This is a genomic window from Rathayibacter sp. AC451 (assembly GCF_979253095.1).
Window position 1 is genome coordinate 1,927,928 of sequence record NZ_CEEDBD010000001.1, and the last position, 15,682, is coordinate 1,943,609.

The window sequence follows — 15,682 nt, forward strand, 5'->3', positions numbered from 1 at the left end:
GGTCGAGTACCGCAGAGCGAGGTGCCTTCGGCTCGCTCGAAACGCTGACACGCGTTTCTCGCCCATCGCCTTCGAGACGAGCGGCGGGTCGAGGCGCGAAGCCTGAGGTGCGGCTTCGCCGGCACGGTTCGCCGGCAGTCCGGTCGGACTGACGCCTTCCTCGGAAGAAGCGCTTCGGGGGCTGCTTCAGCAGGTCCGGAGCGCGCGCTTCGTCGGAATTCGATCGCCTCAGTGCCTGGCGCAGGCGGCCGTCGGTGGGGCGTACCGGAAGTGGCACGCAGGTGCTCGGCGGCTCCGGATCGAGGACCTCGGGCGCGCGTTCCGGGGCGGGGGCGGGAGCGGATGCGGCGTTCAGGGAGATCTCAGGAAATGGCCTCTTGCGGCGTTATCGATCCGTTATATAGTTCAAGAGCGTTAGTCGTTTGCTGTGGCGGCGAAGCGTGGAAGTGATTGCAGGACACTCTTGGTGCAAGGGAATGAAGGCCGGCCGCTCGCCTCAGCGGCCGGCCTTCTGTCGTTCCCGGGCCCGTGCGGTCGCGACGCTCCGCCGCCCGCGGGACCGAACCCGCACTCGCGCCCCGGACCAGGGTGGGGACACCGTATCCTGAGCACGACGGAGGAGGTCGGGTGAGTTCGAGACGTGCGGTCGCGGCCTGGGAGTCGCTCTTCCGCGCGCAGGTGCACGTGATGCGGGCGCTCAGCACCGAGTTCCCCTCCAAGGAGATCTCGCTGAACGAGTACGACGTGCTCTTCAACCTCACGCGGCAGCCCGATCGGCGCGCGCGCCTCCGCGACCTCAACAAGCACGTGCTGCTCACCCAGCCCAGCGTGAGCCGTCTGATCGACCGGCTGGTCAGCCGCGGACTCGTCGTCAAGAGCGAGGATCCGACCGATGCGCGCGGGACGGTCATCGCGATCACGGACGACGGCTACGACATGTTCCGCCGCGTGGCGCTGCACCACATGGAGACGATCTCGCAGCACGTCGGCGACGCCCTCGACGACGACGAGCTCGACCAGCTCACGGCCCTCTGCGACAAGCTCCGCGACCGCGTCGCCTCCGCCTGACCGGCGGGCTGCCACGGGTCTCCTCCCCAGGCGCGCTCCTCCGCTAGCACTCCACGAACGCGGCGGCCAGCACTTCGCCCCGGTTCCGCTCTCGCGGATCATGGAGGCACCATGAGCACCTCCTCCCCCACCCTCGTCTGGCTCCGCGACGATCTGCGCCTTGCTGACAACCCCGCGCTGCGAGCGGCGGTCGATCGCGGCGGGCCGGTGGCGGTCTGCTACGTCCTCGACGACGAGTCGCCCGGCATCCGGCCGCTGGGCGGCGCGGCGCGGTGGTGGCTGCACGGCAGTCTCACCGCTCTGGGCGCCGACCTCGCTGCGCACGGCGGGTCCCTCCTCCTGCGCCGCGGACCCGCCGAGGCCGTGATCCTGCAGCTGGCCGACGAGCTCGGCGCGGGTGCCGTGCACTGGAACCGGCGCTACGGAGGGGCCGAGCGCGCCGTCGACACCGCGGTGAAGGAGGGCCTGCGCTCGCGCGGCATCGAGGCCGAGAGCCACCAGGGCTCGCTGCTGTTCGAGCCGTGGACGGTGCAGACCGGCGGAGGGACGCCCTACTCCGTCTACACGCCCTTCGCGCGCGCCTGCAGGAAGAAGGACGTGCCGCGAGCGCCGCTGCCCCGTCCGCGCTCGATCGACGGCGTCGTCGACCCGGTCGCCTCCGACGACCTGGACGACTGGGAGCTGCTGCCGACCCGGCCCGACTGGGCGGCGGGACTGCGCGAGCGCTGGGTGCCGGGAGAGAAGGCCGCGGCCGATCGTCTGCGCGCCTTCATCGCCGAGCAGCTCGACGACTACTCCGACGGCCGCGACCGCCCGGCCGACGACGCGACGTCGAACCTCTCGGCGCACCTGCGCTGGGGCGAGATCAGCCCGTTCCAGGTCTGGCAGGCCGTCGTCGAGTCGCGGGGAGAGGGGGCGCACCACGAGCAGGGCCGCGAGCGCTTCGCCTCCGAGGTGCTCTGGCGCGAGTTCTGCTACCACCTGCTGTTCCACTGGCCCGACCTCGCGACCGCCAACTTCGACACCCGCTTCGACCGCTTCCCGTGGGCCCACGCAAGTCAGGAGCACCTCGACGCCTGGCACCAGGGCCGCACCGGCTACCCGCTCGTCGACGCCGGCATGCGGGAGCTCTGGCGCACCGGGTACATGCACAACCGGGTGCGGATGGTCACCGCCTCGTTCCTGATCAAGAACATGCTCGTCGACTGGCGCGTGGGCGAGGACTGGTTCTGGGACACCCTCGTCGACGCCGACCCCGCCAGCAACGCCGCCAACTGGCAGTGGGTGGCCGGATCGGGAGCCGACGCCTCGCCGTTCTTCCGGGTGTTCAACCCCGTCACCCAGTCGCACAAGTTCGACCCCGCCGGCGACTACCTGCGGAAGAACATCCCGGAGCTCGCGGCGGTGACCGGCTCCGCGATCCACGAGCCCTGGACCCTCCTGGACACGCTGACCACGGAGGGCGAGGACTACCCCGCGCCGATCCTCGACCTCAAGGAGACCCGGGTGCACGCCCTCGACGCCTTCGCGCGCATCAAGAGCTCGCCGCGCAGCATCGCGCACGTCGACGCCGACTGAGGGAGGCTCCGTCCGGGCCGCGGGGCGGGCCCGGACGTCAGTCGTCTCCGACCCTCAGTCGTCGCCCGCGGGGTCCAGGAGGAGCGCGGGATCCGCGAGCGGAGCGCCGCCGCGGCCGGGGGCCCGCAGATCGCGGGCGGGGATGCCGACGAGGACGGCTCCGTCCGGGGCGTCCTTCACGACCACCGCGTTCGCCCCCACGCTGACGTCGGAGCCGAGGGCGATCGGGCCCAGCACCACGGCTCCCGCGCCGATCACGACGCGGTCGCCGATCGAGGGGTGCCTGCGCTCGCGCGTCGACGACCGCCCGCCGAGGGTGACGCCGTGGTAGATCATGCAGTCGTCGCCGATGCGCGCCGTCTCGCCGATCACGACCCCCATGCCGTGGTCGATGAAGAGGCGCCGGCCGATGGTCGCCGCGGGATGGATCTCGACTCCCGTGGCCGCCCGGGCCGCCTGCGAGAGAAGCCGCGCGGGGAGGCGCAGACCGCTGCGCCACCAGCGGTGCGCGATCCGGTGGAGCCAGACGGCGTGCACACCCGGGTACGAGAGGACGACCTCCGCCGCGCTCCTGGCGGCCGGGTCGCGCCGGCGTGCGGTCCGGACGTCCTCGCGCAGTCGCACGAGGACGCCGGGACCGCGATCGGCGGGGCTCAGCTGCGGAGGTCCTCGTACAGAACGGTCGAGATGTACCGCTCGCCGAAGTCGCAGACGATCGCGACGATGGTCTTCCCCGCGTTCTCGGGCCGCTTCGCGACCTCGAGAGCGGCCCACATGATCGAGCCGGACGAGATGCCGCCGAGGACGCCCTCCCGAGCGGCCATCTCGCGGGCCACGCGGATGGAGTCGTCCAGAGTCACGTCGATGATCTCGTCGTAGACCTCGCGGTCGAGGTTCGCGGGGACGAAGTTGGCGCCGATGCCCTGGATCTTGTGCGGTCCGGCGGTGCCCTGCGTGAGCAGCGGCGAGTCGATCGGCTCGACCCCGATGATCTGCACGCCGGGCTTGCGCTCCTTGAGCACCTGCCCGACTCCGGTGATGGTGCCGCCCGTGCCGATGCCGGCGACGAAGACGTCGACCTCGCCGTCGGTGTCGTCCCAGATCTCCTGGGCGGTCGTGCGGCGGTGGACCTCGGGGTTGGCGGCGTTCTCGAACTGGCGGGCGAGGATCGCGCCCGGGGTCTCGGCGACGATGGCCTCAGCGCGCTCGACCGCTCCGCGCATGCCCTCGCTGCCGGGGGTGAGCACGATCTCGGCCCCGTACGCGCGCAGCAGGACGCGGCGCTCCACCGACATGGTCTCGGGCATCGCCAGCACGACCCGGTAGCCGCGCGCCGCTCCCACCAGGGCCAGCGCGATGCCCGTGTTGCCGCTCGTGCCCTCGACGATGGTGCCGCCGGGCGGCAGCTCGCCCGACGCCTCCGCCGCGTCGACGATCGCCACGCCGATGCGGTCCTTCACGCTGTTCGCGGGGTTGTAGAACTCGAGCTTGGCGAGCACCCTCGCGCTCTCGGCGCCCGGGAGGCGGTTGATGCGGACGAGCGGGGTGTTGCCGACGAGCTGCGTCACGTCGTCGTGGATGCGTGCCATGGTGTGTGCTTCCTGCCGGAGTGGGGACCGCCCCGGGGCCCGGGGCCGGCGCTGGTGCCGAGTGGTGCTGGAGCGGTGCGGCCCGTGCGGGGCGCGCTCCCCCCACGATACGGATGCATCGGCTCCGAGGGAGCCCCGGGGCGCCCTTCGGAGGCACCCCTCGGAGGCGCCGTCCGGCGCCGCGGCTACCAGGCGGGGTCGGCCGCTGTACATCCCCCGCCACTCCGCATCTCGTCCTGGCGGAGGACGCCCTCGGCGGGGGTCGTTCACGTACCATTCTCACGGGGGCATCGCGCGACGGCGCGAGGCTCCGGCCGCCCCTCCCCCTCGACACCCCGCGGCCCCGCCGCGCCGGAAGGACCTCTGCTCCATGGCTCTCCCCACCGCGTCCCGCCGCTCCGACAGGCCGCTGGGGATGTCGCTGCGGGCGGTCATGGGGTTCATCGGCATGAGCGTCGTCGCCGGCGTCCTGATCACGGTCGGGGTGACCCCGGCGCTCGCGCTCACCGGTCTCGCGACGACCAACACGATCGGCATGTTCCAGAACCTGCCGGGCTACATCGACGTCGGCCAGACCATGCAGCGGACCAACGTCTTCGCGGGGGACGGCACCACCCTGCTCGCCTCCGTCTACGACCAGAACCGGGTCGAGGTCGGCTGGGACGAGGTCGAGCAGACCGCGAAGGACGCCGCCGTCGCCGGCGAGGACCCGCGCTTCTACGAGCACGGCGGGATCGACATCCAGGGCACCCTGCGCGCGCTCGCGGTCACCCTCTCGGGCGACGACCTCCAGGGCGGATCGTCGATCACGCAGCAGTACGTCAAGAACGTCCTCGTGCAGAAGGCGGAGTCGATCGCCGACGAGGCGGAGCGCGCCGCCGCCTACAAGGTGGCGACGGCCCCCACTCCCGAGCGCAAGCTCAAGGAGATGCGCCTCGCGATCGGACTCGAGAAGGAGTACTCGAAGGACGACATCCTCCTCGGCTACCTCAACATCGCCCTCTTCGGCGGCACCGTCTACGGCATCGAGGCCGCCGCGAACTACTACTACGGCATCCCCGCGAGCCAGCTCTCGACCGCCCAGGCCGCAGCACTCCTCGCCATCGTGAACAACCCCGAGAAGTTCCGCTTCGACGACCCGGCGAGCGAGGCGAACGGCGCCGCCAACGGCTACGCCGCCACCAAGGAGCGCCGCGACTACATCCTCACCGAGGAGCTGAAGTACGGGAAGATCGACCAGGCCACCCACGACGCCGCGATCGCCGAGCCCATCACGCCGAACATCACGCAGCCCTCCACCGGCTGCACGACGGCCGGCAACGCCGCGTACTTCTGCGATTACGTCCTCAACGTGCTCCGCAACGACGAGGTCTTCGGAGCGACGGACGACGAGCGCTACGCGAAGATCCGCCGCGGCGGCTACGACGTCGTCACGACGCTCGACCTCGACATCCAGCAGGTCTCGCAGGCCGCTCTGAACGCCTACGTGCCCCAGACCGATCCGCGCTTCGAGGTGGGAGCGACCGCCTCGAGCGTCGAGGCCCGCACCGGCCGAGTGCTCTCGATGGTCCAGAACACCGTCTACAGCCAGGACCCCGAGGTCCTGGCCGCCTCGCCCGGCACGAGCGCCGTGAACCTCAACGTCGACGAGGCGATGAGCGGCAACCGCGGTGTCCAGACGGGCTCCACCTACAAGGTGTTCACCCTGGCCAACTGGCTGACCGCCGGCCACACCCTCAACGAGAGCTTCCCCTCCCCGACCTCCGGCTTCCGCAGTTACCCGCAGAAGTGCAACATCGCCGAGGACGGGGTCACGGTCCCCGTTCCCTTCTACCGCCCGAAGAACGACGCCCCCTCCGACAACCGCGAGTCGATGAGCGCCGTCACCGCGACGCAGGGGTCGATCAACACGGGCTTCATGGGCATGGCCCACCAGCTCGACCTCTGCGACATCCGGACGACCGCCGAGGCGTTCGGCATGCACACCGCGACGAACACCGAGCTGTGGTCCACCCCGTCCACCGTGCTGGGGACCAACACCATCGCCCCGCTCACAGTTGCCGGCGCCTACGCGGGCATCGCGAACGACGGAGTCGCCTGCGACCCGATCGTGATCGACCGCATCACGGGCGCCGACGGCGCTCCGGTCGCCGTGCCCGCCGCGGACTGCGCCCCCGCCGTCTCGCCCGAGGTCGCGCACGGCATGCAGTACGCCATGCAGCGCGTCATGACGTCCGGCACGGGCGTGTCGTCGAACCCCGACGACGGGATCGAGCACATCGGCAAGACCGGCACCACCGACGACGCCGCCGACGTCTGGACCGCGGGCGCCAGCCGTTCCGCCTCGCTCGCCGTCTGGGTTGGCAGCATCAACGGCTTCGAGGACGGCGAGAAGATCAACCTGCGCCAGGTGAGGATCACCGGCGAGAAGGGCAGCATCCAGGCCGCCCAGGCGCGTCACGCGATCTTCCGTCCGATCATGACCGCGCTCGACTCGAAGTACGGCGGCGACGACTTCATCGATCCGCCGTCGTCGATGCTCGCCTCCTCCTCGCGCGCGGCCTCGGTCACCGAGGTGCCCGACGTCACCGGCCGCACCGTCGAGGAGGCGACCGCGACCCTCCAGGCGGCCGGCCTCACCGCGGGCCACCAGGAGATCGTCGACTCCACGACCGTCCCGGCCGGATCGGTCGTCTGGACGACCCCGAGCGCCGGCCAGGACGCGGTCGACGGCGCGGTGATCCCCCTGCAGATCAGCTCGGGCGAGGCGCCCGTCAACACGAGCGACGTCGGCGACGTGGACGGCGACCTGGTCTTCGACTGATCCGGGCAGGCGCGCTCCGTCGAGCGCAGCGCGCCTCCCCGAGCCGCTCCGGCACCTCGCCTACAGTGCTGGTGCAGCGAGAGGAACGATCCTGAAGCGACCCAACGTCCCCGTCTTCCAGCCCCGTCGAACCGTCCACGGAGCTCTCGGCGCGCTGATCGGATTCGTGATCGTCAGCGTCCTCGCCGGTCTCCTCGCGACGATCGCGGTCGCTCCCGCCGTGGCCCTCACGGGTGCGGCGACGTCGGGCACGATCTCGGCGTTCCAGTCGCTGCCGAGCTACCTCGAGGTCGGCGAGCTGATGCAGAAGACGGACGTCTACGCGGGCGACCCGGAGGATCCGACGCTCCTCGCGTCCTTCTACGACCAGAACCGCATCGAGGTCTCGGCCGACCGGATCGCCGACCCGGTGAAGGACGCGCTCGTCGCCAGCGAGGACCCGCGCTTCTTCGACCACGGCGGCATCGACCTGCAGGGCACGCTGCGGGCGGTCGCGAGCACGTACCTCCTGCACGAGGAGACCCAGGGCGGATCCTCGATCACCCAGCAGTACGTCAAGAACGTCCTGGTGCAGAAGGCCGAGTCGATCAGCGATCCCGACGAGCGTGAGAAGGCGTACGCCGAGGCGACCGCGACGACCGCCGAGCGCAAGCTCAAGGAGATGCGCCTGGCGATCGGACTCGAGAAGGAGTACTCGAAGGACGACATCCTCCTCGGCTACCTCAACATCGCCCTCTTCGGCGGCACCGTCTACGGCATCGAGGCCGCCGCGAACTACTACTACGGCGTCCCCGCGAGCGAGCTCTCGACCGCCCAGGCCGCCGCACTCCTCGCCATCGTCAACAACCCCGAGAAGTTCCGCTTCGACCGGCCGGACGACCCCGCGAACGGCGAGGCGAACGGCTACGCGCTGACGACCGCGCGCCGCGACTACATCCTGGACCGGATGCTCGAGACCGGCTCGCTCGATCGGGCGGCGCACGACGCGGCACGGGCGGAGGCGATCCTGCCCTCGATCACCCCGCCCTCGACGGGGTGCCGGACGGCCGGCGACGCCGCCTACTTCTGCGACTACGTCTCCCACGTCCTGCGCGACGATCCGGCCCTCGGAGCCACCGACGACGAGCGCTACGCGACGATGAAGAGGGGCGGCCTCACGGTCTACACGACCATCGACCTCGGCCTGCAGAAGGAGGCGCAGGCGGCACTCGACGCGCAGGTGCCCTCGTACGACCCGCGATTCCCGGTGGGAGCGACGGCCGTCGGCGTGCAGACCGGCACGGGCCGGGTGCTGACCATGGTGCAGAACACGCGCTACAGCCAGGACCCCACGGTGCTCGAGAGCGGGCCCGGGTACTCGGCGATCAACCTCAACGTCGACGCGGACGACGGCGGCGGGCAGGGCTTCCAGACGGGCTCGGCGTACAAGGTCTTCACCCTCGCCGAGTGGCTCGACCGGGGGCACACGCTGGTCGAGAAGTTCGACTCGAAGCGGAAGAACTGGACCGGCTTCGCCGACCGCTGCGACGGAGTGCAGAACTATCCGACGTACGATCCCAAGAACGTCAACGACTTCGGCTACTCCGACACCGACACCGCGCTGAACTCGACCATCAACTCGCTCAACACCGGGTTCACGGGCATGTCGCACCTGCTCGACCTGTGCGACATCCGCGAGCGCGCGGAGGCCTTCGGCGTCCACCGGGCCGACGGCGACCCGCTCGTGCAGACCCCCGCCGCGGTGCTGGGGACGAACGAGATCTCGCCGCTGACGATGGCCGTCGCGTACGCGGGCATCGCGAACGACGGCGTCACGTGCACCCCGGTGTCGATCACCGCGATCATCGGGGCGGACGGCGAGGAGATCGCCCCGATCCAGACGCAGTGCAGCCGCTCGGTCACCCCGGAGGTCGCCCACGCGATGCAGTACGCGATGCTCCAGGTCACCGCCATCGGCAGCGGCTACGAGGCCGACCCGCGCGACGGCGTGCAGCACATCACCAAGACGGGCACGACCGACGACTCCGTCGACACGTGGACGGTCGGCGCCTCGAGCTCGGCGTCCCTCGCCGTCTGGGTCGGCAGCATCTCGCCCCGAGAGTCGGGCACGCGGATGAGCCTGGACGGCCTGTCGTTCGAGAGCGGCTGGGCACCGAACGCGCGGCACCGCATCTGGAAGCCGCTGATGACCCGCATCGACGCCCGGTACGGCGGAGCGGACTTCGCCGCTCCTGACCCGTCGATGATCGTCGCCCCGCAGACGACCGTGCCGGACGTGGTCGGGCTCGGCATCGACGACGCGCGTCGAGCTCTCGAGGCGGCGGGCCTCGTGGTGGGAGTGACGTCACCGGTCGACTCGGTGCGTCCCCGAGACGAGGTCGACGGGGCGGATCCCTCCGCGGGGACGTCCGTCGACGAGGGGTCGGCGGTCGGGCTGAGGCTCAGTTCCGGAACGCCGCCGCCCGCGACCGGCTGACCGCGTCGTCAGGGCCAAAGACCGGGAGGACCGGCGGCACCGACTCGATCGGCTGCGCCACCGGTCGGCTGCGGCTCAGGCGCTCCGTCGTGCTCCTGCTCGGCGACGAGCGGGCACCGCCAGCAGCAGCACCGCGGCGACCAGCACGGCGACGCCGACCACCGCGTCGGTCGTGAGCCGCTCGCCGAGCAGGGCCACGCCCAGGAGGGTCGCGGTGGCCGGCTCGACCAGCGTCAGCGTCGAGACGGTCGCGGCCGGCAGCACGCGGAGGCCGCGCGCGAAGAACGTGTAGGCGAGGGCGACGGTGACGACCCCGAGCCAGAGGACCGCGGGGAGCGCCGGAGCGAGACGGGACGGATCACCCGCGAGCAGCACGGGCAGCGACAGGATCGCCGCGGCTCCGAACTGGGCACCCATCGCCGCGGCAGGAGTGAACCCGCGCTCGAGCAGGAGCTTGCCGCAGACGGCGTACAGGGCGTAGGAGGCGCCGGCCCCCGCGGACCCGAGGAGTCCCTGCACCGAGACGCCCGCGGAGCCGCCCTGCGTCAGGAGGCCGGCCAGCAGCACCACTCCGACGGCCGCGAGGGCGGTGGAGGCGAACCAGCGGGCGCTGGGCACGGTGCGCAGGACCAGCCACTCGAGCAGCCCGGTGAAGGCCGGGGCCGAGCCGAGCGCGACGATGGTGCCGACGGCCACTCCGTTCTCGGACGTGCCCGTGAAGAAGGCGGGCTGGTAGGCCGCCACGCCCAGGGCGCCGAGCAGCACGAGCAGGAGCGTCGCCCGTGTCGGCCGCGCGAGCCGTCGCGAGCGCAGGGCCTCGACTCCGAGGAGGAGGGCGAGCAGCGCACCGCCGAGGACGATGCGCGCGGCGCCCAGCAGCAGCGGATCCGTGCCGGAGGCACCGAGCGCCTGGGCGGTGCCGGTGGTCCCGAAGCAGACGGCGGCGAACACCACCGCGGCGATCGCCGACGTGCGCGTGGTCATCCGGGCCCCGTTCCCGCGTCGGTCGACGCGTCCGCCCAGTCTCCCAGGACGCCCGTCCTCCGCCGTCGCCGTGAACCGGCTCGCCGGTTTCCCAGGATCCCGGCCCCCGGTCGGCGGAGGATGAGGGGTAGCGTCGACGGGGTCGGCAGGAGGGGCGGGACATGGGGATCGCGGAACCGTTCGACGTCGACGACTACAGCAGGAGTGCGCACGGCAGCCTCCGTGACGACTTCTCGATCCGCGAGTTCGAGGAGGTCCCGCTCGACCGCGAGGCCATCGTCGCGACCGCCTACCTCCGCGCCCTCGAGCACGCGATCGTTGCGCGGGTCCTGCCCGTCGCGCGGACGCATCCGGACGCCCGCGTGCGCGGCTTCGCGAGCGCCTGGGCCGCTGAGCGGCACCGCATCGCCGATGCCCTGGGCGACGTGCTGACGGCCTCGCCGCGCATCCGCGGGATCGAGACCCGGCCTCCCGAGCCGATCGCCGCCCCCTCCGCTCTGCGGGCACGGGTCGCGGGCCTGCTGCCCGGCCCGGTCGCCCTCGTGCTCGCCGTGGACGCGCACGTCTCGCTGCACGCGTACCGCCGCCTCGCCCGCCTCTCGCTGCACCCGGAGATGGAGCGCCTCGCGGACGCCGTGACCGGGATCCTCGAGCGCCACGCGGACTTCTTCGGCGAGCTCGCGGCGTCGCGGCTGGGTCGCCCGCTTCCCGGTCGGATCGCGGCCGCCGCTCTCCTGCTGACGCTCCGGCTCCCGATCGGCGAGGCCGATCTGCCCGAGCCGCTCGCCCGCGAGGGGCGCGAGCTGGTCTTCGGCCGCGACGACGGGGGCCTGGACCGCATCGACGCGGCGGTCACGGGGGCGTTCTGCCTGCCCTGCAGCGCGGCCCAGCGGCTCGCGCAGCCGCACCGCGCCCCGTCCCTCCGTGCCGCGGCGGCCCTCGGCCGGCGGGCTGCCGACGTCGTGCACGCGGTGCGCAGCGCACGCGAGGCCGCGGAGCAGGCCCGCGGCTGATCCCGGCAGGGTCCACGGCCCCCGCAGCCCGACGTCATCCCGCTGTCACACGGACGGGGTACGGTGTGCGCCGGGGAACGGAGGGCGTGTGGCACGACTGCTGCGCTCGGCGCGCCGGATCGCTCTCGTGGCGGCCCTCGTCCTCGGTCTCGTGGTCGTCGCGGGGCTGCCCGTCTACGTCCTCCCCTCCGTCGACGCGGTGCCGGAGCGCGCCGATGCGGTGCTCGTCCTCGGCCCGCCGACCCGCGCTCGCACCGACCTCGGCCGGGAGCTCGTGCGCGAGGGCGTCGCCGACACCCTCGTGATCTCGGTTTGGCCCTCCGACCTCGCCGCGGATCCGGACGATCGCGACGTCGTCGCGTGCGACGAGCCGGGGATGCGCGTGGAGTGCTTCACCGCCGACCCCGGCACCACGCAGGGCGAGGCGCGCGCGCTCGCCGACGAGGCGCGCGCCGAGGACTGGGCATCGGTCGTCGTCGTGACCCAGACCCCGCACATCACCCGGGCGCGGATGCTGCTCGAGCGCTGCTGGCCGGGCGAGGTGCTGATGGTCAGCTCCGGCGAGCCGTACACGCTCGGCGCGTGGGCCTACGAGTACGCCTACCAGACCGCGGCTTTCGCCAAGGCGTTCGCGACTCCCGACTGCTGAGCCCCGGGAGGCCTCGCCGCGGGCCGCTACCCGAGGAGCTCGCGCACGTCCTCGGCCGTGATGCCGCCCGTCGCCGCCGCACCGTCGTCGGACATGACCGCGGCGAACAGGGCGGCCTTCGCCTCCTTGAGCGCCATCACCTTCTCCTCGATCGTGTCCTTCGCCACGAGGCGGTAGACCATGACCGAGCGGGTCTGGCCGATGCGGTGCGCGCGGTCGACGGCCTGCGACTCCGTCGCCGGGTTCCACCACGGGTCGAGCAGGATGCAGTAGTCGGCCTCGGTGAGGTTCAGGCCGAAGCCGCCGGCCTTGAGCGAGATGAGGAACACGCCCGCCTCGCCGGAGCGGAAGCGGTCGATCACCTCGTCGCGCTTCTTCGTGGCGCCGTCGAGGTAGGCGTACTCGATGCCGGCCCCGTCCAGGCGGTCGCGCACCCGGCCGAGGAAGCGGGTGAACTGGCTGAAGACCAGCACGCGGTGCCCCTCCGAGAGGGCGTCGGCGAGCAGCTCGTCGAGCAGGTCGAGCTTGGTCGAGGGCACGGTGGCGTGCGCCTCGTCGACCAGCGCCGCATCGAGGGCGACCTGCCGCAGCACGGTGAGCGCACGGAAGATCGCGAAGCGGTTCTTCTCGAAATCGCCGATGAGGCCCAGCACCCGCTGCCGCTCACGGGCGAGGTAGGTGTCGTAGACCTTCCGCTGCCGGGTGCCGAGCTCGACCTCGATGGTCTGCTCCTGCTTGGGCGGCAGTTCGGTCGCGACGAGCTCCTTCGTGCGGCGCAGCATCAGCGGGCGGATGCGGCGGCGCAGCTGCGTGAGGCGCTCGGTGTCGGCCTCCCGCTCGATCGGCTTCTGGTAGTACTCCGCGAAGCCCGCGGGTGAGGGGAAGAGGCCGGGCGCCACGATGGAGAGCAGCGACCACAGCTCCATCACGTTGTTCTCCATCGGGGTGCCCGTGATGGCGAGCTTGAACGGCACGTCGAGCCGGCGCGCGAGCTGATGCGTCGCCGACTGGCGGTTCTTCACGAACTGCGCCTCGTCGAGCATCAACCCGGCCCAGCGGATGCCCGCGTACGACTCGTAGTCGAGGCGGAAGAGGGCGTAGGAGGTGACGACGAGCTCGGCCTCGCCGATGGTGGTCGACAGGGCGCGGCGCTTCTTCTTCGACGTCTCGTCGATGCCGACCACGGTCAGCCCGGGGGCGAACCGCTTGGCCTCGCCGACCCAGTTCGGCACGACGCTGGTCGGCGCGATCACGAGGAAGGGCCGCGGCGACGTGCCGGCGTCTCCCGCCGCGGCGCGCTGCTCCTGCATCGCGCGGGCGATGAGGGCGAGCGACTGCACGGTCTTGCCCAGGCCCATGTCGTCGGCGAGGACCCCGCCGAGCTGGTTGTCGTAGAGGAAGGAGAGCCAGTCGTAGCCGAGCTGCTGGTAGGGCCGCAGCTCGACCTGGAAGCCGTCGGGCAGGGGCCGCGACTCGAGCGCACCGGTGGCGGTGAAGCCCGAGAGGCCCTCGACGGCGCGGCGCCAGGCGGCGGCCTGCGCCTCGACGACGCCGAGCTCGACGAGCTCGTCCCAGAGCGACGACTGGAAGCGGCTGATGCGCAGCGTCTCGCCCGGGTCGTCCGAGAGCTCGCGCGCCTCGGCGATCAGCTCGCGCAGGCGCCCGAAGCGCTCGTCGTCGAGGGCGAAGTAGACGCCGCTGGGCAGGACCATGTACTCGTCGCCGCGGGCCAGCGCGAGGAAGATCTCGGCGAGCGGGACCGCCTCGTCGTTGACGGTGACCGAGATCTCGAGGTTGAACCAGTCGCGGCTGTCGGGCTGGGCGACGGTCTGCACGGCGACGACGGGCGCGGTCTCGGCCTCGCGGTACTCGACGCGCTCGCCGATCTCCTCGATCTCGACCGTGCCGAGCTCGCGGAGCCGCTCGACCTCGCCCGTGAGGAATCCGACGGTCTGCATGCCGCGCAGATCGAAGGTGGGCCGCAGCCGTCTGCTCGAGGCCGAGACGAGGGCCGGGGTGGACTCGGGATCGATGCCGGCGGCGACGAGGGAGTCCAGGACCCGCTGCTCCGCGTCGGGGTCGCGGTAGCCGGTCTCGCCGTCGATCCGCAGCGGGAGGCGCTCGGCGTCGACTCCGCGGGCGCCCTCGACGCCGTAGCGCCACCACCACGAGCCGCGCAGGCCCGCGCCGTCGGTGTGCTCGAGCGTCAGTCCGAGCCGCGGCTCGGGCACGGGCGGCGCCTCGAACGAGCCGTCGCGCGAGACGATCGCGAACAGCCGGTGCAGTCGCTGGTAGTGCTCGGTGAGGAACGCCGCCTCCTCCTGCTCCGGGATGCGGATGGGCTCGCGGCTCCAGAGGAACGTGCGGGCGGAGGAGAGCAGCGGCGCCGCGAACGGCACGAGCGTGACGGGGCGCGCGCGCAGCTCGTCGCCGGGCTCCCAGAGGTAGAGGCCGACGGCGGGGTCGCCGATGAAGCCGAACTCCTCGGGCGCGGGGGTGTCGCCGATGGCCACGAGCGAGCGCAGCTCGAGGCCGCCCGCCGTGCGGGTGACGTCGATCGAGGCGGTGGCCGTGGTGTCGAGGATGCGCAGCGGAGTCTGGTCGCGGTCGCCCATGACCAGGCCGATGCCGGCGCGGACGGCGCCGTGCAGCGCGGCCCAGATGGCCTCGCTCCGGCAGCCGTCGAGGTAGAGCCAGGTGTCGGGCGAGTAGTAGCTCGAGGCGCTGTGCCCCGAGAGCAGCCCCTGGATCTCGCGGACGACGTCGATCTGGCGCTCGTCGTAGTCGTGGCTGTAGTGCAGGTAGCCCAGGTCGCGCCAGCTGGTGCCGGTGCGCACCCAGCGGTCGCGGTCGCCCATCCGCACCGGTCGCACGCCCAGGCGGGGGCGCGGCTCGGGCGGCGGCCGGTAGCTGTTGTAGCGGCCGGGCGGTCGTCGCACCGGCTCGCCGGGGAGCAGCTCGAACTGCAGCCCGAGCGGGATGCCGGAGCGCGAGCGCTCGGTGCCCGCGAGCAGCGGGGCCAGCGCGCTGCGCCACTCCGGCACCGCGTCGGCGCCGGTCTCGCCGGCGAACGGGCCGGCGAGACCGCCCTCGCGCTCGCGGCGCAGGGCCTCGACGAGCACCGCGGCGACGTGCTTGCACTCGTGCTTGACCGGGCAGCTGCAGGCGCCGCCGAGGAGGATCGAGCGCCCCCCGTCCTCGCGCAGCTGCACGCTGACCGCGTAGGGCGAGCGGCCGGAGCCGCGGACCTGGCCGAACAGGCGCGTGCGCCCGCCGAACCACTGCAGCTCGCCGACCCGGCCCTCGTCGGCGTACGCGGTGCCCTTCTCGAAGGCGGCGGTGCCGACGAGCGCGCGGATGTCCTGCTCGGAGAACGGGTCCTGGGGCTCGGGGGTCTCCGGCGGAGCGGGCGCGGCCGAGGGCTGCGCGTCGCTCGAGGGACTCCGGCGGGCCATGGACCTCATGCTCTCCGCGCTCCGAACGGAACGCATCCGTCCATTC

At 72.3% G+C, this 15,682-nt stretch carries 10 protein-coding genes; 6 read left to right on the top strand and 4 right to left on the bottom strand.

Annotated features, from left to right (window positions below; translation table 11 throughout):
- Window positions 1-687: 687 nt before the first annotated feature.
- A complete protein-coding gene (locus AC0CID_RS09250; protein ID WP_207406123.1) occupies window positions 688-1,068 on the top strand; it encodes a MarR family winged helix-turn-helix transcriptional regulator in 381 nt (126 codons plus the stop codon).
- A gap of 111 nt (window positions 1,069-1,179) precedes the next feature.
- Window positions 1,180-2,646, top strand: coding sequence for a cryptochrome/photolyase family protein (locus tag AC0CID_RS09255; protein WP_207406108.1), 1,467 nt, complete (start codon window positions 1,180-1,182; stop codon window positions 2,644-2,646).
- A gap of 54 nt (window positions 2,647-2,700) precedes the next feature.
- Here AC0CID_RS09255 and epsC read toward each other — a convergent pair whose 3' ends face one another.
- Together epsC and cysK are read right to left on the bottom strand one after the other, a co-directional pair.
- Window positions 2,701-3,270 carry a serine O-acetyltransferase EpsC gene (gene epsC, locus AC0CID_RS09260; RefSeq protein ID WP_465226564.1) on the bottom strand — a complete coding sequence of 190 codons (570 nt, stop codon included), beginning with the start codon at window positions 3,268-3,270 and terminating at the stop codon, window positions 2,701-2,703.
- A 29-nt stretch (window positions 3,271-3,299) separates the two neighbouring features.
- Window positions 3,300-4,235, bottom strand: a complete 936-nt coding sequence (cysK, locus tag AC0CID_RS09265; protein WP_465226565.1) for a cysteine synthase A — start codon at window positions 4,233-4,235, stop codon at window positions 3,300-3,302.
- A gap of 370 nt (window positions 4,236-4,605) precedes the next feature.
- On the opposite strand from cysK, the gene AC0CID_RS09270 reads away from it, so the two are divergent.
- Both AC0CID_RS09270 and AC0CID_RS09275 read left to right on the top strand, forming a co-directional pair.
- Complete coding sequence (locus AC0CID_RS09270; RefSeq protein ID WP_465226566.1) at window positions 4,606-7,059, top strand: penicillin-binding protein; 2,454 nt, start codon at window positions 4,606-4,608, stop codon at window positions 7,057-7,059.
- 166 nt (window positions 7,060-7,225) lie between these two features.
- The gene (locus tag AC0CID_RS09275; RefSeq protein WP_465226567.1) at window positions 7,226-9,535 is read left to right on the top strand and encodes a transglycosylase domain-containing protein; all 2,310 of its coding nucleotides are present in this window, start codon (window positions 7,226-7,228) and stop codon (window positions 9,533-9,535) included.
- A 75-nt stretch (window positions 9,536-9,610) separates the two neighbouring features.
- On the opposite strand, the gene AC0CID_RS09280 is transcribed toward AC0CID_RS09275, so the two are convergent.
- On the bottom strand, window positions 9,611-10,519 hold the full coding sequence (locus AC0CID_RS09280) for an EamA family transporter (protein WP_465226568.1): 909 nt from the start codon (window positions 10,517-10,519) through the stop codon (window positions 9,611-9,613).
- Window positions 10,520-10,680: 161 nt separating this feature from the next.
- Between AC0CID_RS09280 and AC0CID_RS09285 the strand changes: the two genes are divergently transcribed.
- A complete protein-coding gene (locus tag AC0CID_RS09285) occupies window positions 10,681-11,532 on the top strand; it encodes a hypothetical protein (RefSeq protein WP_465226569.1) in 852 nt (283 codons plus the stop codon).
- Window positions 11,533-11,620: 88 nt separating this feature from the next.
- The gene (locus tag AC0CID_RS09290; protein ID WP_465226570.1) at window positions 11,621-12,181 is read left to right on the top strand and encodes a YdcF family protein; all 561 of its coding nucleotides are present in this window, start codon (window positions 11,621-11,623) and stop codon (window positions 12,179-12,181) included.
- Window positions 12,182-12,207: 26 nt separating this feature from the next.
- Here AC0CID_RS09290 and AC0CID_RS09295 read toward each other — a convergent pair whose 3' ends face one another.
- A complete protein-coding gene (locus AC0CID_RS09295) occupies window positions 12,208-15,636 on the bottom strand; it encodes a DEAD/DEAH box helicase (RefSeq protein WP_465226571.1) in 3,429 nt (1,142 codons plus the stop codon).
- Window positions 15,637-15,682: the final 46 nt, after the last annotated feature.